Source organism: Tamlana carrageenivorans (genome assembly GCF_002893765.1).
Lineage (GTDB): Bacteria > Bacteroidota > Bacteroidia > Flavobacteriales > Flavobacteriaceae > Pseudotamlana > Pseudotamlana carrageenivorans.
In genome coordinates this window covers 3,316,848-3,335,537 of the sequence record NZ_CP025938.1, presented here as the reverse complement: position 1 = coordinate 3,335,537, position 18,690 = coordinate 3,316,848, and the positions used below count along the sequence as shown (strand labels likewise).

The window sequence follows — 18,690 nt, the reverse complement described above, 5'->3', positions numbered from 1 at the left end:
CTTATTGTTCTGGCACTAAACTCCCCCATTCGGTCCAAGAGCCATCATAAACCGCTATGTTTTTATAATCTGACAACGTAGCACCCAAAGCTAAAACGCAGGCTGTAATTCCCGAACCACAAGAAAAAATGATAGGATCGTCTTTTTTGGCTAATTTTTGAAAAGCTTGATTGATTTCTGATTTAGATTTTAATTTTCCATCGGATAATAAATCTGTAAAAGGTAAATTAACAGAATTTGGAATGGTGCCCATACGTAAACCTTCACGAGGTTCTGGTGTCTCACATTGGTACCTGGCTGCTGAACGTGCATCAATAATGGTGTGTGATTTATTTTCAGAAGCCGCTTTAACATCGTTAAAAAACTTCATGAAATTGGGCTGTAATTTTGCGTGGAAATCACCTTTTTCCCCTTGGTATATTGTAGCAGGCTCTACTGGGTAATTATGCTTTGTCCATTCCGGAAAACCACCATCTAAAATTGCCACATTACTATAACCAAAAGCTTTAAACATCCACCACACACGGGCACTGGAATAGATACCTTTATCATCGTAAACCACAATGGCACTATCGGTATTAATACCTAAAAGCCGTGCTTCCTCTTGAAACTGAGCTTCAGAAGGAAAGGCACTGGGAAATTTATTTTGAGTGTCGCTAAACTTTAGTTTTATATCAAAAAAACGCGCTTTCGGAATTTGTTTTGAATCCGCAGTAAACACTTTGGCAATGGTGCCATCCAAAATCACCAAATTTGATGCATCTATTTGATTATTCAGCCATGATACAGAAACAACAGGCTCGGTTAATGTTATTTTATTGGACATGAGCGTTGAAATTGATTAATTATTATTGCCTATTTATTATTGAAGGGGTGCTGGATTTTGGTTACTGGTTATTTGTTGTTGGTTGTTAGTTGATGGCATATTGCCTTCTGCATAAAGCATAAAACTATTTATAATTTATTATTCAAATGGTTCCTTAGGTAGAGCTAATAAATTCTTAACATATCGCTTATTATTATAAGGTTTACCATATTTCATTACTTCAAATATTTCAACAGCTAAACACTGTCCAATCATTTGTCTTGATTGAAAATCATCAAATCCTTCCTTTATCAACCTATCAAATGTTTCTTTTGTTTCTGGAGGAGTATTATCTTTTAGTTGATTCTTTATTATATCAAAAATCTGCTCTCTTAATTTCTCATTTGTTTCCATATACTTTAAAATCATTAAGGTAATCGTGTTTTTGTTTTCCCTTTAAACAGTCTAGAAACACTACGTTTTATGAGTTATTCGTCACTAGTTTTCAACTTATAGCATACAGCATAAAACATAACGCTTATCGCTTACTCCCAACTTTCCACTTTCCACTTTTAACTTTTAACTTCTAACTTCTAACTTTCAAAATCACTTAACCGCCTCATAATTATCATCCCATTCTTTGGGTTTGGGGTCGTGCAGCTTTCCTAACGATTTTGCCACAAGCATAGCGACAGTTGCATCACCAGTAACGTTTACAACGGTTCTAAGCATGTCTAAAGGGCGATCTACCGCAAAAATTAAAGCGATTCCAATGGGTAATAATTCCGCTGGAAAGCCAATAGATTCTAATACAATAACCAACATCACTAGACCTGCGCTTGGAACGGCAGCACTTCCAATAGAAGCTAACAAAGCTGTAGCGATGATAACTAACTGATTTGAAAATGTTAAGCCTTCTGGCCATATAACCTGCATGATAAAAACCGCCGCAATTCCTTGATACAAACTGGTTCCGTCCATATTTACAGTCGCTCCAACAGGCAGTACAAAACCAGATACTTCTTTATCGACTCCCAAATGCTCTTCAACTCGCTCCATGGTTACAGGAAGTGTTGCAGCACTACTACTGGTAGAAAAGGCTAATAATTGCGCCGGACTTATTTGTTTTAAGAACCACATGGGTGATTTTTTAACATACACCCCTATTAAAAGTAGATAGAAACAAATCATTAATAAAAGACCGCCAATTACACAGAAAGCATAAAAAAGCAGTTTTATTAAAATCTCTACATCGTCGAAAGCAATAATAACGTTTGCTAATAAAGCGAAAACCGCATAAGGCGCAAAAAGCATGATAAGATCTACCATTTTCATGACCACATCGTTGAGGGAATCGAAAAAATCCACCAAAGGCTTGGCTTTCTTTTCGCCTATTAACAACAAACACACACCAACAAATAGTGCGAAAAATATGATTTGAAGCATGGAAGCTTCGGCAAAAGATTGAAAAATGTTACTCGGAAATATATCGACCAAAGCTTGTAAAGGCCCGGCATCTTTTTGAGCACTTGCTTTCATGAGTTTATCGGTAACTCCCGCATCGTTCTCGTATTTTTGTTTAATTTTTTCGATGGTGTCCTGAGGCATACCTTCTCCAGGTTTCACCACGTTAACAATACTTAAACCTATAACAATAGCCACTAAAGTGGTGGCTATATAAATCCCAATGGTACGTAGTCCCATGGATTTAATTTTAGAAATATCTTTTAAATCTGAAATTCCTTTAATTAAAGAAGCTAAAATTAAAGGCACTGCAATAAGCTTAAGAAGATTAATAAATATGGTTCCAAAAGGCGCTATCCAGTCTGATACAAACCCCTTTCCTCCATTAATAGAATTCATTATGAAGCCAAATATGACTCCTAAAACCATTCCTATAATAATCTTCCAATGTAATGCTAGTTTCTTCATTTGCTATGTTCTTTCTAAGTAGTGAGCAAGATAAGTATTTTTAATTTTTTTGGAATTCGAAATATTGGAAATCTAAATCCCGAATCGATTATGTGTTTTAAACAGTATGAAAAAACCTAAAGATTTCATATTAAAAGACAGCGTACCCTATTGAAATAGTATAAGTTAATAGAGTTACCTAAGTAAACCCAAACCAACCTTGATAATTTGCTATAATGACACAAACAAGCCTAGCCCCGATTGAAACGGCATCCTTTTTTGTGCTAAAGCTTATATTTCGATTAAAGCTTTAATTAAATTGTATGTACTCACACATAATAAGATACTGAAACAAATTCAGCAAAAAAAAGATATAGTGGAAAGCGGGAAACAGCTACTAATGATACATTTTATTAATGAGAAAGAAATCGGTTAAAACCAAAGCAGCCATAGCTTCTACAATAGGCACGGCACGAGGTACAACGCATGGATCGTGGCGCCCTTTACCTTGCATTTCTACAGTATTACCGGCTTTATCTATAGTTTCATATTTCTGAATAAGCGTAGCCACAGGCTTGAAAGCCACGTTGAAATAAATATCCATGCCGTTACTTATGCCGCCTTGAATACCTCCAGAATAGTTGGTTTTTGTTGAACCATCGTTGTTAAACTTATCGTTATGATCGCTACCATACATGGTGCTTCCGTGGAAACCACTACCATATTCAAAGCCTTTAACGGCGTTTATAGACAGCATCGCTTTACCTAGCTCGGCATGTAGCTTATCGAAAACAGGTTCGCCTAAACCTACAGGTACATTTTTTATCACACAGCTAACAATACCACCAACGGTATCTCCTTTTCCGCGAACTTCTTTAATGTAAGTTTCCATTTTGGCCGCCATTTCTTGATCTGGACAACGTACAATGTTAGATTCTATTTTTGTTAAATCTAGTTCGTTATAAGGCTTATTAAGTTGCATGGTTCCTACGCCAGACACATAAGCGGTAATTTCAACATCTTTTAAGACTTGCTTGGCAATAGCTCCCGCTACCACACGACATGCGGTTTCACGTGCTGAACTACGTCCGCCACCACGATAATCGCGAACACCATATTTTTTGTCGTAGGTATAATCGGCGTGACTCGGACGGTAACTGTCTTTAATATGTGAATAATCGTGAGATTTTTGGTTGGTATTTTCTATAACAAAACCTATAGAAGTTCCTGTTGTAACGCCTTCGAAAATCCCCGAGTGAAATTTTACGGTATCCGGTTCTTTACGTTGTGTTACAATAGCCGATTGCCCTGGTTTACGTCTATCCAATTCATTTTGTATAGCCTCTAAATCTAATTCGATTCCAGCAGGACAGCCATCAATAACACCCCCTAATGCAGGTCCGTGTGATTCACCATAAGTCGTTAAGTTAAATAGTTTTCCAAAGGAATTACCAGCCATAATACATATTTTTTGCTAATGTAAATCTATTCTTAGAAATACGAAAACTAAAAAACATAATGCGAATTAATAATTACAGGTAAGGCTTAACAGAGAATTAACAATATTCTGATAATTAGATAATTATACATTAATATCCAAATAACACTAAAACATGTTATTTACCCAAACAATTTAAAGCTGTTGATTATTAAAAGAAAAATAGAAATTGCCGTTATTTCCGATGTGCATCTGGGCACATACGGATGCCATGCCAAACACTTACTAACTTACCTTAATAGTATTGCCCCAAAAAAGCTCATCCTTAATGGTGATATTATTGATATTTGGCAGTTTAGTAAGCGTTACTTCCCGAAACCACACTTAAAAGTCATTAAAAAAATCATGTCTATGGCAGCCAATGGTGTAGAAGTGATTTATATTACAGGAAACCATGATGAGATGCTACGAAAATTTAGAGATACCACCATTGGAAATATTTCTATAGTAGATAAAGCCGTGTTAGACTTAGACGGTAAAAAAGCTTGGTTTTTTCACGGCGATGTATTCGATATTTCTATCCAAAATGCTAAATGGCTTGCGAAACTTGGCGGTTACGGTTACGACCTGTTAACGCTTCTTAACAAAATGGTAAACTGGTATTTAGAAAAACGAGGAAAAGAACGCTTTTCGCTCTCAAAAAAAGTAAAAAACGGGGTTAAAGGTGCTGTTAAATATATAAATGATTACGAAAAAGTTATTGCTGAAATTGCTATTGAAAAGGGTTATGACTATGTGATTTGCGGGCATATCCATCAGCCTAAAATGACCTACGTAGAAACCAAACAAGGTAGCACCACTTACCTTAATTCGGGAGACTGGGTTGAAAATTTCACTGCTTTAGAGTATCAATTTAAACGTTGGAAAATCTACAATTTTAACAACGATAAATTAGCACCATTCATTGTTCACGACGATTTTGCCGAAATGGAGGTTAAAGATTTAATTGCCGCTATAACGATTGTTGGTCAAGGATAATTTTATACAGAAAAAACCTCAAAAAAACTACAACACAGCCTCGCTTAAGATTGTTATAGGATGCTTCGCCTCGCGTTCTGCCCCATCTTTAATTTGATGTCTGCAACTTGTACCATTGGCTGCAATTATAGTATTAACTGGAGCCTTACGAACTGCTGGAAGCAAGGTTTGTTCGGCAACTTGCATACTTACTTCGTAATGCTCCTTTTCAAAACCAAAACTTCCCGCCATACCACAGCAACCACTTGGAATAATGGTCGCCTTATAATTTCTAGGAAGATTTAAGAGTTTGAAAGTTGACATTTGATTACTCAGTGCTTTTTGATGACAATGGGCATGGATTTTAATCGTTTTAGATTCTGAATTAAATTGTTCTGCTGAAATTTGCCCTTTTTCAAGCTCCTGCAGTAAAAAATCTTCAATAATATAAGTATGTTTCGCTATTTTTTTAGCTGAAGTTTTATCAGAAGCCAGCATCAAATATTCATCTTTAAAGGTATAAATTGCTGAAGGCTCAATACCCAGCAAAGGGGTTTCTTCTGATATTAAATCTTTAAAAACAGCCACATTTTGTACAGCACATTTTTTTGCCTGATCTAGAAAACCCTTTGAAATAAAAGCCCTCCCCGATTCGACGTGGTTTACAAATTCAACCTTATAATTTAAGGCCTGTAATAAGTTTATGGCATCTACACCAATAGACGATTCCAAGAAATTGGTAAACTCGTCGACAAACAAATAAACCGTTTTAATATATTTTTTTGGACTAGAGGATTGAGCTGGTAAAGCTTTAATATGGTTCTGTAAACTTTTAGAAGACAACAAAGGCATACTCCTTTCGGGAGCAATACCTAATATGTTTTTAATGACTTTTGAAGTAGCTTCATTTTCGAAGAAAAAATTAGTCAGCTTAGAAACTCCTGAAGTCCACGAATTCACTTTATTGTTGTAAGCAAAAAGTTTTGTTCGTAAATCTGTACCATGTTCCTTTTGGTACTGATACAGAAATTCGGCTTTCATCACCGAAATATCCACGGTACTTGGACATTCATTTAAACAGGCTTTACAGCTTAAACACAGGTCCAGAACCTCTTTCAATTCCTTATGATCAAAAGGATTTTCGCCAGTTTTGGTATGGGTTAAAAACTCACGCAAAGCGTTGGCACGCGCACGGGTAGAATCTTTTTCATTTCTTGTGGCGCGATAACTTGGACACATGGTTCCTCCCATTTCTGGAGATTTTCGGCAATCGCCACTACCATTACACTTTTCCGCCTGACGTAAAATGCCTTCTGAATGAGAAAAATCTAAAAGCGTTTCAATCTCAGGTTCCACACGATCAGCCTCATAACGTAGCGATTCATCCATCGGGAAAGCATCCACTACTTTGCCTTGATTGAATATATTTTCGGGATCAAAAACTGTTTTTATGCGTTTTACAATCTCATAATTAGCCTCACCTATAATTAACGGGATAAACTCGGCACGAACAATACCATCGCCGTGTTCCCCAGACATAGATCCGCCATATTTCTTTACCAGATGCGCCACATCGGTGGTTATTTGTCTAAAAAGCTTGACATCTTTACTAAGCTTCAAATTTAAAACCGGGCGCAAATGCAATTCTCCAGCTCCCGCATGTGCATAGTAAATGGCTTTTTGCTTGTAGCCATCCATAATGGCTGTAAATTCATTGATATAATTGGCAAAATCTGGTAAGGTTACCGCTGTATCTTCTATACAGGCGGCCGATTTATTATCGCCAATAATATTCCCCAATAATCCTAATCCCGCTTTACGCAGCTCGATGGCTTTATCGATATCGTCATCAAAAAGTACTACGTTGGCATAGCTCAACCCTTCAAGCGTTAGGGAATTTACCAATTGATTGGCAGCTTCCAAAACCGCTTCTCGGGAATCTGTTTTTAGTTCACACATTAAAATAGCCTCAGGATCACCAACAATAAACTGCCTGTTTTCCAGCTGCTTCAAATTGTTTTTTGTACAATCTAAAATCGTTTTATCCATCATTTCACACATGTATAAATGGTGTTTCATACAAGTGGTTACTGCGGTTAACGAATCTTCGATGGTTTTAAAATGCGCTGCCACCATAATGCGCTCACTTGGTGGTAATTCATCCAATTTTAATGTGATTTCGGTCGTAAAAGCCAAGGTGCCTTCACTTCCTGAAAGTAGTTTACAAAAGTTAAAAGACTTATTTGAATCATTAAACACCTCAGAATCGATTAACATGTCTAAGGCATAGCCTGTATTTCTACGGTGTATTTCTGGCTTTGGGAAATTCTCATGAATTTGCTTTTGAACCGCTTCGGGTTCTAATTCATCAAAAATGGATTTATAAATCTGCCCTTCTAAAGTGTTCAAACGGCATTTTTCATGAAATTGCTCACTAGTTAAGGCTCCAAAAACCGCCTCATCGCCATTACTTAATATGGTTTTTAATTCTAAAACTTTATCTCTAGTGACTCCAAATTGTATAGATGTGGTTCCGGAGGAGTTGTTACCAACCATACCACCTATCATACAACGATTAGATGTTGAGGTGTCTGGTGCAAAAAACAAACCATAAGGTTTAAGGTATAAATTAAGCTCATCTCTTACAACGCCTGGTTGCACCGTTACGGTTTTGGCAACTTCATTTATTTTTAAAATACTGGTAAAGTGTTTTGAAACATCGACAACAATACCATTTCCAACACATTGCCCTGCTAATGAAGTTCCTGCTGTTCTGGGGATTAATGTACTTTCTGTTTTTTTAGCAAACTGAATAAGCTTTTTAATATCATCGGTATTTTTGGGATATGCAACAGCTTGTGGTAATTTCCTATAAACCGAGGCATCGGTGGCATAAATCGCTCTTATTAAATCGTCATATAAAAGCTCCCCCGACAATTCCTTCTTTAAATCACTTAGCGTCATATTATTAAGTCTTAGTTTGGTCTATTAGAATTTACACCAGCTATTAAATTTTGCAAGTAAGAAATATAATAAAATTAATGTATATTTATAGTATAACTTAAAAACTTAAAACATATGAAAAAATTTACATTTTTATTTGTGCTTGCACTTCTGCTCAGTGTTTCTAGTGTATTTGCACAAGCAAGAAAAGAATTAAACTTTGGACTAATTGGTATTAATTATGAAATTCCTGTACATAAAGACATCACGATCGCTCCTGGTGTAGCTACAAATTTTGATTTAGACTGGATGACCGTTGGAGTGAAAGTCAATTATTATTTTGATCATATTTTCGGAATTACTGATGATGCTTGGGATGTTTACGGTGGTGCTAATGCAGGGTATGGTATTTATACCGGAGACAAAGATTCAGAAAGCAGTGATTTTGACATAGGTCTTCAAGTAGGTGGCCGATGGTTCTGGAATGAAAAATGGGGTGTTTATGCCGAAATTGCAGGAGGTACCGTTAATATTATTCCCTCTGTTGGTGTGACTATGAAATTGTAAAATAACATGTATAAAGAGGCTGTTTAAAGCGCTATTAGTTCAATTTATATTATAGCTTTTAAACCAATAACGCTTTAAGCAGTTTCATTTTTTTAAACAATTTAAATTATGAATGGCAATTAACTGTTAAGATTATGAAAACAAACAAATTTTTAATTTTGCTTTTAACTGTTATCACCCTAACAAGTTGTAAAGACAATAAAGGACAAAACCAGACTGTTGAAGAAACGAATAAGGTAGCAGAAGTAGAAAAACCCACAGCCGCTGCCACCGACAATGTTTCTGGAAACTATATTACAGAAGACTATATTCAGCGAAATGAAGGTTATGATTGGGGGGCTGTAATTGTAAACCAAATAGATGAAAATACGATTTATGTAAAGGTAAGATCTCGAGTGGATAAGAAAAAGGCAACCTGTACCTTTGACACTAAAGCCACTAAAAAAAGTGACGGGGTTTATGCTGCAAATGTTAGTGAAAAAACCGTCTTGTTTACTTTCAATGATGGTAACTTGAACATTGGTACTGAAAACGCAGAAGATGAAACTGCTCTTTATTTCTATTGTTCTGGCGGCGCTACTTTTGCTGGTGACTATTCAAAATTTGATGGTGAATTAGATCCTTCACAAATTGACAAAACCCTATACACGAAAATATTAAGATTACAAGACATCGGATTTAATGTCACTGCCATACATAAAGGAGGCGAAACGGAGTTAACTGTAAATGCCTTTGGATTAAACGAAAACCACGGAAACCCACAAGTTACAAGCTTTAAAGGTGATGTTGTTGATGCTCAAGTAGAAGATTTAGATTCTGATAGTTCGCCAGAGGTTGTGGTTTTCATAGAAAATCAAGGAAAAGGGAATGTTATTGCTTTTTCTACATTGAAAAAAAGCTCTATGATTCCTATTTATTTCCCTCCGGTTAGTGAAAACTCTAAAATTAATGAAGGGTATAATGGTGGTGATGAATTTTCATTAATAGAAACTACACTAGGACAACGTTTCCCTGTTGGTAGCAAAACAAGACAAGTAAGTTACAAGCTTAAAAATGGTGAAGCTGGAAAGTTGTTTGAAGTTACAAATATTTCCGAATATTAGAACTACCCTAACCCATTTGTGGTGATACTAGTTTAATAAATAAGTTGTTTAAAAACAGTAAATCTATACTTTTTTAGATTTACTGTTTTTAAGCAGCTTTTTTGTTTTATCAATAAAAATTTATTATTTGTAACTTTATAGTGGCTATTTCGGAGTGACCATGGCAAGTATTTCGGTCAAACCGTGCCACTTTAAGAGATCATACAATAATAGTTAAATTTAATTAATACTGTTCTTTCAACTTACCTTTTCTCAAGGATTCTCCAGTAAGGTTTATCCTATGCGATGAATTTACAATACGATCTAGTATCGCATCAGCGATAGTGCTTTCGCCGATAATATCGTACCAAGCGGATACAGGTATTTGTGAAGCTACAATCGTTGCTTTTTTATCATGTCTTTCATCGATTATGTCCATAAGCGCCTCTCTGTTCTGATTGTCGAAGCTCTGTAAACCAAAATCATCAAGGATAAGCAGATCTACTTTTAATAGTTTTGCAAGTTCTTTAAGGTAAGTGCCATCTACTTTACTTAGTTTTAATCGTTTCATCAGTCTAGCAGTATTTGTGTATAGGGTTCTTTTATTCATCATACAAGCTTGATGTCCCAATGCCTGAGCTATATAACTTTTACCCACTCCAGAGGATCCTGTGATAATCAAGTTTTCCTTTTTTTGTACAAAATCTAGAGTAGCCAAACGCTCGAACATATTTCTGTCCAAGCTTCTGTTGTGCAGGTAATTAATATCTGTAAGTGTAGCTCCCTGCTTAAAGGCTGCTTGCGTTGTAAGCCTTTTTATCTTTCTATTCTGAAGGTCTTCCCATTGGTGATCGGTAAGCAATGCTAGATATTGATCTGGCGTAAGACACTCTATTCGGTTATCACTAAGGTGGTTGTGATGGAGTTCAGCTATAGCTGTTAATCTCATTTTTCTGAGTTTTTCGATGGTGTGATTTGTATTCATATATGTATAAAATTTAAGTGATTTTTTCGTGTTGTTTTTACTTATAATTGGATGCCCCACGGATGTTCGCATGCTTGGGGATATGAGAACCTCGGTCTGTTTCTTCTTGTAGGAATAAGGAGCTTTGATCTAGATTATTCTTCAGTATGTTGGTTATCCTGTTGTAGCTTACAGCATCAGCCTGTATGGCTCTTTTGCAAGCATTATCTAACCTTTGGGAGCCATAAGACTTATGGAGTTGTATAACGCCCATAGCTCTTTTATACCCTGTTTCAGGATAATCCAACGCAGCAATAATCCGCTCGACACATGCTGCAACATAACTACCATGGACAGCTGCCTTGTTCTTAAAGTATTGCGGACTCCACTGGCTGTATTGTTTATGAGAACTACTAAGGTGATCCTTGTTGGTTATGTATGCGCCTTTGGAACCGCTACGTTGGTGTATAGCTATGCGCTGTTGATTATAATACACCTCTACCATGCCTTTGGTATAGTGTAGCGTGGTTTCCTTGCCAATGTAACGATATGGAACGCTGTAGTAAGTCTTATCTGGTGAAAAATAGATATAGCCTATTTTCTGAACCTTAGCTCTTCTATATTCTTTTATCTCGTAGCGTGTACTGCTTAAGGGTTTTAGATACTCTCGTTCGACGCTTTGGAAGAGCTCCAGACGACTAGCTTCTTTGCGTTGGAATAATAGGTTGTTGTAGCACTCTAGCAGAAGTTTTATCTCTTTGTTTAGATCTGCTAAAGAAAAAAAGGTCATTTCCCGAAGGGGATAATAAATCCGTTGATAAGCTAGATGCACCGCGTTTTCCACCAGCGCTTTATCTTGAGGGGAGTAACTACGCGTTGGATTGACCACGCAGTTGTAATGGCGGGCAAAGTCTTTAAAACTACGGTTAACCTGAGCTTCGTATCTACTAGATCTGGTAACGGCTGATTTTAGATTGTCTGATACGATGGCCTTGGGTACTCCCCCGTAGAAATGAAGGGCGTTTTCGCAACAACTTATAAAATCTTCACGCTTTTGGCTCATACAAGCCTCAACATAGGTATACTGACTGTTAGGGAGCATGGCAACAAAGACCTCTACTGGAAGTATCTCGCCTGTGATTTTGTCTACTATCTGAAGTTTTTTTCCAGCAAAGTCCACGAACATCTCTTTCCCTGCCTCGTGTTCAAGTTTCATAGATCCCTTGATCTTGGCATATTTACGATGGTAATGCTCCATGAATTGAGTGTAACTATAAGGGTCTTTAACCTTTTGACTATATTCTGTGTAGTGGTACAAAAAAGTAAATCCTGGGTGGTTCCGAGCCTTATTAATACTTTCAAAATAAAACATCAATTCATCATAGCGTTTGTTATTTATGGTTGTATGAGATGTAAAGAGCTTTTCTAGGGTGTGGTTGTCTAGCTTTAATAACTCCTTAAAACTATAACCACTACCTTTAAATAGGTGTATATAGCTATTTATAGTGTTGCGGGAAATGCCAAGTGTGGCTCCAATTTGACGGTTACTATAACCATCTTGTTTTAAGTTGATAATTTGTTTTAGGTCCATTGGATCAAGTGTGTTGGCCATATCGCTTTTTAGAGCAATAAGGTAATTACTTGATCTCTTAAAGTGGCACAAATCGAAACGGAAACATTGGCACAAATCAAACCGTTTTTAGCTAACTCAATTTCCGTGTGGCACAATTTAAACCGAAATCAACGGCACAGTAACTCCGAAATCACTGGCACAAATCGAACCGTGTTAGCCATATAGAAAACTAAAAGTCAACACAGTATGAAAATTGGAGCATTTTCTGTAAGTTTAAACGTAAAAGACCTTAAAACATCACAAAGTTTTTATGAAATCCTAGGTTTTTCCGTTTTTGCGGGAAGTTTAGAAATGAATTATCTCATCATGAAAAATGGCAATGCGTTAATAGGATTGTTTCAAGGCATGTTTGAAAACAACATATTAACTTTTAATCCAGGTTGGGATGAAAACGCTAACACATTAAAAGATTTTGATGATGTTAGAAGCATTCAACAAACTCTTAAAAGTAAAAATATCACATTAAATAGTGAAGCGGATGAAACCAAAACTGGCCCGGCCAGCATCGTATTAACAGATCCTGATGGAAACACCATTTTAATAGATCAGCATGTATAGATCTATAAACTCACAAGAGATTTATTATCCATTTAAATTATAAATCGAATTTTAAAATGCTAACTATAACGCAAAACATTTCGATAAGGTATCCATATATATGGCTTCGTACTTAGGAACTATATTGTGTAAATCGAATTTTAGAGCTTCTTTTCTGGCGTTATCTTTAAACGTTTTTAAAAGATTATCATCACGTAAAACTTCCAAAGCATTTTTAGTCATATCGACCACATCGCCTACATTGCTTAAAAAACCTGATACACCATGAATATTAACTTCAGGAATACCTCCCGAATTACTAGAAATAACAGGCACACCAGAAGCCATAGCTTCTAAAGCTGCTAAACCAAAGCTTTCGGTTTGCGATGGAAGCAAGAATAAATCACTAAAACATAAAATTTTATCAATTTCATTACTTTTCCCAAAGAAAACGACCTTATTAGCTATTCCCAAATCACGGCACTGCTGCTCAATTTTTTCTTTTTCAGGTCCTTCACCTATAAACATTAATCTGGCGGGCAGCTCCTTTTGGATGTTATAAAACACACTAATCACATCCTGAACCCGTTTAACAGGCCTTAAATTACTAATATGCGTAATAATTTTTTCATTTTCTTTCGCCATCATACCGCGCTGGCAATCGGGCATACCATGGGTTTTATATTTCTCTAAATCTATAAAATTAGGCACAACATGAATATCCTTTTTAATATCAAATAAGCGTAAAGTATCATCCTTTAAGCTTTGAGAAACGGCAGTTACGGCATCAGATTTATTAATACTAAAAGTCACGGCCGGTTTGTAAAACGGATGGCTCCCCACTAAAGTGATATCGGTACCATGAAGTGTGGTAACAATAGGCACATAAATCCCCTCCTCTTGGAGCATTTTCTTAGCCATATAAGCGGCATAAGCATGAGGAATGGCGTAGTGCACATGTAATATTTCAATTTTATGCAACTTTACCATATCAACCAATTTACTTGACAAGGCAAGTTCATAGGGTTGGTAATGAAATAACGGGTATTCAGGCACCGTAACTTCATGGTAATGTACATTATGACTTAATAAATCTAAACGAACAGGTTGATTGTATGTAATAAAATGAATTTCATGACCACGTTTAGACAATTCTAATCCTAATTCTGTGGCCACAACGCCACTTCCACCAAAAGTTGGGTAACAAACTATACCTATTTTCATGTTTTCAATTATGAGTCTTTACGTTAGAGTAAGCTCTTAAATTTTAAATATTAATTTTCAATTGCTTCGTAGATCAATTTTTGAATATCTGTTCTAATATTCTCTCGTAGTAGCAAATTCGATTTGGAACTCGGATAAGTTCTATTAGCCAAAAACACATAAACGAGTTCATTTTCTGGATCTGCCCATGCATAGGTTCCTGTAAACCCGGAGTGCCCAAAGCTACTCATAGGCACACACCCACAAGTTGGTCCGCTACCCGATAATTGAGGTTTATCAAACCCGATAGCACGCCTATTTTCTTTTTTTAAATAATAACGTGTGTTAAATTTATCGAAGGTTTTTTCCTTAAAATAGCGTTTATTACCATAATAGCCTTTTTGCAAATACATTTGCATTATTTTAGCCACATCGTTAGCATTACTAAACAGCCCTGCATGACCACCAATACCATTTTGCATGGCTGCTCCCATATCATGCACATAACCATGAATGGTTTGATATCTAAAATAATCATCCTCTTCTGTTGGAACAATTTTTTTACTGCTTATGGTATGATAAGGATTATAAGTGCTATAATTAGCCCCCAGTGGTTCATAAAAATGCGAATTCGCTAATTGATCTAATGTTCTGTCGTAATGTTGCTCAATAAATTTCTTTAAAATATAATACGGGAAGTCACTATATCGGTAAGTCAGCCTTTTTAGCAGCTCGGAATCTCGAATAATATCGGGAATAGAATCCTGATAATCAGTACGCATAAACAAGTTTTTAGCGACTTCAACATTAAAAGAGTCACTTTGTGTTTTTCTATAATATTTTTCGCTTGGATGTTTTGTTTTGTCTAGAGTATGGTAATAAAACGGCTCCCAAGGTTTTAAACGTGCGTAATGCGACAACATACTCTTAAAGGTTATATCCTTTTTGTTGGAGTTTTTATAATCGGGTAAAACTTCAGAAAGTTTGGTGTCTAAAGTAATAAGCCCCTTCTCTTCAAGCTCCATTACTAAAGGCAGGGTAGCTAATATTTTTGTAAGCGATGCGACATCATAGATATCGTCAAAACTCACTTCCTCTTTTCCTTTATAGGTATGCTTTCCAAAGTTTTTATTGTAAATGACTTTGCCTTTTCTAGCGACTAGAAGTTGTATACCCGGCGTCATTTTTTTTTTTACGGCATACTCGGCTACAGCGTCAATTTTAGCTAGCTTTTGAGAATTTACACCAACACGTTCTGGTATGGTATATCCTAATCGTTTAATATTTGGTGTTTGAAAACCAAAATCTACAGGGAAATAATTACCAATACTAACAGGTAGCTTCCCTTTAGAGCCAAACGCTCCAAAAATAAGTTGCGCCGATTTTTGCTGAGCAATAACACTATTTTGATAACTCACTACAATACTTTCAATATTGGTGATGCTTTTTAAATCGGCTAAAGCATAAGGCTTTACAAAAGCATCCAAAATCACTGTATGTCTTTTTGCAATTTCTTCAATCCAGATGCTTTCCACTTCGCTGAATTCATAAGATTTCCACGGACTTTCATTCGAACGATGAAAACCAATAATAACTGTATTATATGCTTGTAATTTCCCCAGTAAATCACCAATATTATCGGCCGAAATCGCATGAACTTTCATGTATTTTTTTAGTTCATCATAAAAAGCCGTTCCTGAGTCGTCCCCTAACTTCACATAGGCTACCGACTTAGTTTCCAGTTCCTGCAGAGGCAGTAAATTGTTATCATTTTTTACAATGGTGATGGCATTTTCCATAAGCTCTTCATAAAGCATGTCATCTTCCAAACGGTTTAAATCTTGAGCTAAATTAGTCAACGAAATTGGTGAATATTTATTCAAGCCCACCTTATACTTTGCTTGAAGTATTTTTTTCACCGAAAGCTCTAAACGCGCTTCGCTAATGTCGCCACTATGATAGGCTTCCATAATTTTACCAACACCAATACCAACATCCTCAGACATGAGCATTACATCATTTCCTGCTTGAAAGGCTGCTAAATCAATATCACCGGTTTCACTAAAATTAGCTGCTCCCTTCATGGTTAGCGCATCGGTAAAAATTAAACCTTTAAAACCTAACTCTTCTTTAAGAATACCTGTAACTATCTTTTTAGATAAAGACGATGGGTAGTTTTCTCGTGGCTCTAAACTCGGCACATTTAAGTGTGCGACCATGACACTTGAAAGCTTTTCTTTAATTAATTGTTTATAAGGAAACAACTCGACAGCTTCGATACGTTCTTTATCAAAATCTACTGTAGGTAGTGTTTTATGTGAATCTTGAGACGTGTCGCCATGCCCTGGGAAGTGTTTGGCATTTGCTAAAACCCCAGCACCTTGCATGCCTTTCATAAAAGCAGAAGCCTTATCGGTAACATTATAGCGGTCTTCACCAAAAGATCGATTTCCAATAATGGGATTTTTAGGGTTTGTATTGATATCGACATCTGGAGCAAAATTAAAATGAACGCCTAAACGTTTACAGTGCTCTCCAATATGTTTACCAACTTGCTCAACAAGTTTGTTGTCTTTAATCGCGCCTAGTGTCATATTCCAAGGAAATGCGTAGGTAGAATCTAATCGCATACTTAAGCCCCATTCGGCATCCATACCAATAAGTAAAGGCACTTTAGAAATGGCTTGTAACTCGTTATTTAATTTGGCTTGTCTGTATGGACCTCCTTTTGAATAAATAATACCACCGATATGATGTTTTTTAATATCTTCGATCACCTTTTTCTTGGAGGCATCACTTTCATTAGACATCACTTGAACCATATAAAGCTGTCCCACTTTTTCGGCTAAAGTCATGGTATTATAAATACTATCTACCCACTTTTTTTGAGACTTAACATCTTTGGATAACAATGGGTTTTTTGTGTTTTGTGCGAAACCTAAAACTGTAAATAAACAAATAAAACTAAATTTAAATAGCTGACGCATAAAAGTGAATTTATAAGGGATTTTGTAGTTTTAAAAACTATGACAAAATACCACTTTTAATAAGAAGATAAAAAGACTTTAAGATAGATTTATAAAGAAGTTCTTAAATATTTACCATTTAAAAACACGTTTATATGGGAAATGGACTTGTATTATAGTTTAAGCAGATACATTACAACTATTTAACAAAACGACTATGCCAGCTCTCGCTTGCAGGGACTTCCCAACTTTCGTTAAATTCGGCCACTGTGGTCACTAAATTATTAAATACAATGGTGTTTTTTGAAACCGCTTTATCTTTTGCCATTTTCCTAAAATCGGTAAGGGATTTATAAGCTACATACTCCCCTTGTTTATAAGACACATTCATTTTATCCATTAAATCGACGTTGTAATCTTTTTCCAATTGCTGAATAAAATGCACCGAACTATCTAGAGAACAACCCGTAGCCTTTGCCTGTGATGGATCCAAACCAATAATAATAAAGCGTTTGTATTTTATAGTATATCCTGCATGTAAATCGCTACCATGTGCCGTCCAATTTTCAATAAAAGTATTTAATTTGGCTTGAATTTCTTCTAATTCTTCTTCTGAAAACGAACGATTGGCTTGGTAAATCCAAACTCGAGATTCTTCTGGCAAGCTGCTAAAATCGACTAACATGGTATATGGAAATTTATGTTTATTATTATTTAATTGGTCTCTAAAGTTGGTTAAAACTTTCTTGAAAAAAGTGTTATACTATCATTTAAAAAACGGAACGTATGCGTTTTTTTAAATATAACGGATATTCTTAAAAAGGGATTAAAGGTTTAAGGTATTGGCAATAAGCTCTGCAACATCCAAAACTTCAACCTCGGCTTCTTTTTCTTTAGCCTTTACCCCATCGGTCATCATGGTATTACAATACGGACAGCCCGTAGCAATAATATCTGGTCGTGTTTCTAGAGCATCTTCAGTTCTAAGCACATTTACATCCTTATCGCCTTTTTCGGGTTCTTTAAACATTTGAGCACCTCCTGCTCCACAACATAAAGCGGTGCGTTTATGTCGTTTCATTTCGACAAGCTGGGCATTGGTTTGCTTTAAAACGTCGCGAGGCGCTTCGTATTCATTATTTGCTCTGCCCAAATAGCAAGGATCGTGAAACGTAATTTTCTTGCCTTTGTATAAATCGCCTTCAACTTTTAAACGACCAGAAGCGATAAGTTCATTGATATATTGGGTATGGTGAATAACGTCATAAACGCCACCCAGACCAGGATATTCATTTTTTAAACAATTAAAGGAATGCGGATCGCAGGTTACAATTTTTTTAATACCGTAAGCATCAAGCACTTCTATATTAGTTACGGCTTGCATTTGAAATAAAAACTCATTTCCAGCTCGTTTAGCGATATCACCAGTATTGCTTTCTTCGGTTCCTAATACGGCAAAATCTACATTAGCCTTGTTTAATATCTTAACAAATGCTCGAGATATTTTTTTAGCTCTATCGTCAAAACTACCTGCAGAACCAACCCAAAATAATATTTCTGGTTGTTTTCCTTGCGCCATAAATTCTTCCATGGTTGGCACTTTGAGTAAATCGCTCATCTTTTT

At 36.1% G+C, this 18,690-nt stretch carries 15 protein-coding genes; 4 read left to right on the top strand and 11 right to left on the bottom strand.

Features of this window, described 5'->3' with window-relative positions:
* Position 1: 1 nt before the first annotated feature.
* The 4 genes from C1A40_RS14660 to aroC all read right to left on the bottom strand — a co-directional run bounded on the left by C1A40_RS14660 (position 2) and on the right by aroC (position 4,175).
* Positions 2-826 (bottom strand): sulfurtransferase, encoded by an 825-nt coding sequence (locus C1A40_RS14660; protein WP_102996543.1) that lies wholly within the window; start codon positions 824-826, stop codon positions 2-4.
* A gap of 138 nt (positions 827-964) precedes the next feature.
* Positions 965-1,219: a hypothetical protein gene (locus C1A40_RS14655; protein ID WP_102996542.1), complete on the bottom strand. Its 255-nt coding sequence runs from the start codon at positions 1,217-1,219 to the stop codon at positions 965-967.
* A 192-nt stretch (positions 1,220-1,411) separates the two neighbouring features.
* The gene (locus C1A40_RS14650; protein WP_102996541.1) at positions 1,412-2,737 is read right to left on the bottom strand and encodes a dicarboxylate/amino acid:cation symporter; all 1,326 of its coding nucleotides are present in this window, start codon (positions 2,735-2,737) and stop codon (positions 1,412-1,414) included.
* Between the two features lie 376 nt (positions 2,738-3,113).
* Positions 3,114-4,175 carry a chorismate synthase gene (aroC, locus tag C1A40_RS14645; protein ID WP_102996540.1) on the bottom strand — a complete coding sequence of 354 codons (1,062 nt, stop codon included), beginning with the start codon at positions 4,173-4,175 and terminating at the stop codon, positions 3,114-3,116.
* A 186-nt stretch (positions 4,176-4,361) separates the two neighbouring features.
* Between aroC and C1A40_RS14640 the strand changes: the two genes are divergently transcribed.
* Positions 4,362-5,192, top strand: a complete 831-nt coding sequence (locus C1A40_RS14640) for a UDP-2,3-diacylglucosamine diphosphatase (RefSeq protein WP_102997230.1) — start codon at positions 4,362-4,364, stop codon at positions 5,190-5,192.
* Between the two features lie 27 nt (positions 5,193-5,219).
* On the opposite strand, the gene C1A40_RS14635 is transcribed toward C1A40_RS14640, so the two are convergent.
* Positions 5,220-8,135, bottom strand: coding sequence for an FAD-binding and (Fe-S)-binding domain-containing protein (locus C1A40_RS14635; protein WP_102996539.1), 2,916 nt, complete (start codon positions 8,133-8,135; stop codon positions 5,220-5,222).
* Positions 8,136-8,249: 114 nt separating this feature from the next.
* Here C1A40_RS14635 and C1A40_RS14630 point away from each other — a divergent pair, with 114 nt between their 5' ends.
* Positions 8,250-8,681 (top strand): hypothetical protein, encoded by a 432-nt coding sequence (locus tag C1A40_RS14630; protein ID WP_102996538.1) that lies wholly within the window; start codon positions 8,250-8,252, stop codon positions 8,679-8,681.
* Positions 8,682-8,815: 134 nt separating this feature from the next.
* Complete coding sequence (locus C1A40_RS14625; protein WP_102996537.1) at positions 8,816-9,784, top strand: hypothetical protein; 969 nt, start codon at positions 8,816-8,818, stop codon at positions 9,782-9,784.
* 223 nt (positions 9,785-10,007) lie between these two features.
* On the opposite strand, the gene istB is transcribed toward C1A40_RS14625, so the two are convergent.
* Together istB and istA are read right to left on the bottom strand one after the other, a co-directional pair.
* Positions 10,008-10,748, bottom strand: coding sequence for an IS21-like element helper ATPase IstB (istB, locus tag C1A40_RS14620; RefSeq protein WP_102995327.1), 741 nt, complete (start codon positions 10,746-10,748; stop codon positions 10,008-10,010).
* 37 nt (positions 10,749-10,785) lie between these two features.
* The gene (gene istA / locus C1A40_RS14615; protein ID WP_102994848.1) at positions 10,786-12,339 is read right to left on the bottom strand and encodes an IS21 family transposase; all 1,554 of its coding nucleotides are present in this window, start codon (positions 12,337-12,339) and stop codon (positions 10,786-10,788) included.
* Between the two features lie 207 nt (positions 12,340-12,546).
* Between istA and C1A40_RS14610 the strand changes: the two genes are divergently transcribed.
* A complete protein-coding gene (locus tag C1A40_RS14610) occupies positions 12,547-12,918 on the top strand; it encodes a VOC family protein (RefSeq protein ID WP_102996536.1) in 372 nt (123 codons plus the stop codon).
* Positions 12,919-12,981: 63 nt separating this feature from the next.
* Here C1A40_RS14610 and bshA read toward each other — a convergent pair whose 3' ends face one another.
* The 4 genes from bshA to C1A40_RS14590 form a co-directional block, all read right to left on the bottom strand.
* Entirely contained in the window at positions 12,982-14,121 is a 1,140-nt protein-coding gene (bshA, locus tag C1A40_RS14605) for an N-acetyl-alpha-D-glucosaminyl L-malate synthase BshA (protein ID WP_102996535.1), read from the bottom strand.
* Positions 14,122-14,171: 50 nt separating this feature from the next.
* A complete protein-coding gene (locus C1A40_RS14600) occupies positions 14,172-17,087 on the bottom strand; it encodes a serine hydrolase domain-containing protein (RefSeq protein WP_102996534.1) in 2,916 nt (971 codons plus the stop codon).
* Positions 17,088-17,265: 178 nt separating this feature from the next.
* Positions 17,266-17,751 carry an ABC transporter ATPase gene (locus C1A40_RS14595; RefSeq protein WP_102996533.1) on the bottom strand — a complete coding sequence of 162 codons (486 nt, stop codon included), beginning with the start codon at positions 17,749-17,751 and terminating at the stop codon, positions 17,266-17,268.
* Between the two features lie 141 nt (positions 17,752-17,892).
* Entirely contained in the window at positions 17,893-18,684 is a 792-nt protein-coding gene (locus tag C1A40_RS14590; RefSeq protein WP_102996532.1) for a (Fe-S)-binding protein, read from the bottom strand.
* Between the last annotated feature and the right edge of the window lie 6 nt (positions 18,685-18,690).

Coding starts and splice junctions, on each gene's coding strand:
- C1A40_RS14660 (WP_102996543.1), bottom strand. CDS start 826: ATGTCCAATAAAATAACATTAACCGAGCCTGTTGTTTCTGTATCATGG.
- C1A40_RS14655 (WP_102996542.1), bottom strand. CDS start 1,219: ATGGAAACAAATGAGAAATTAAGAGAGCAGATTTTTGATATAATAAAG.
- C1A40_RS14650 (WP_102996541.1), bottom strand. CDS start 2,737: ATGAAGAAACTAGCATTACATTGGAAGATTATTATAGGAATGGTTTTA.
- aroC (WP_102996540.1), bottom strand. CDS start 4,175: ATGGCTGGTAATTCCTTTGGAAAACTATTTAACTTAACGACTTATGGT.
- C1A40_RS14635 (WP_102996539.1), bottom strand. CDS start 8,135: ATGACGCTAAGTGATTTAAAGAAGGAATTGTCGGGGGAGCTTTTATAT.
- C1A40_RS14630 (WP_102996538.1), top strand. CDS start 8,250: ATGAAAAAATTTACATTTTTATTTGTGCTTGCACTTCTGCTCAGTGTT.
- C1A40_RS14625 (WP_102996537.1), top strand. CDS start 8,816: ATGAAAACAAACAAATTTTTAATTTTGCTTTTAACTGTTATCACCCTA.
- istB (WP_102995327.1), bottom strand. CDS start 10,748: ATGAATACAAATCACACCATCGAAAAACTCAGAAAAATGAGATTAACA.
- istA (WP_102994848.1), bottom strand. CDS start 12,339: ATGGCCAACACACTTGATCCAATGGACCTAAAACAAATTATCAACTTA.
- C1A40_RS14610 (WP_102996536.1), top strand. CDS start 12,547: ATGAAAATTGGAGCATTTTCTGTAAGTTTAAACGTAAAAGACCTTAAA.
- bshA (WP_102996535.1), bottom strand. CDS start 14,121: ATGAAAATAGGTATAGTTTGTTACCCAACTTTTGGTGGAAGTGGCGTT.
- C1A40_RS14600 (WP_102996534.1), bottom strand. CDS start 17,087: ATGCGTCAGCTATTTAAATTTAGTTTTATTTGTTTATTTACAGTTTTA.
- C1A40_RS14595 (WP_102996533.1), bottom strand. CDS start 17,751: ATGTTAGTCGATTTTAGCAGCTTGCCAGAAGAATCTCGAGTTTGGATT.
- C1A40_RS14590 (WP_102996532.1), bottom strand. CDS start 18,684: ATGAGCGATTTACTCAAAGTGCCAACCATGGAAGAATTTATGGCGCAA.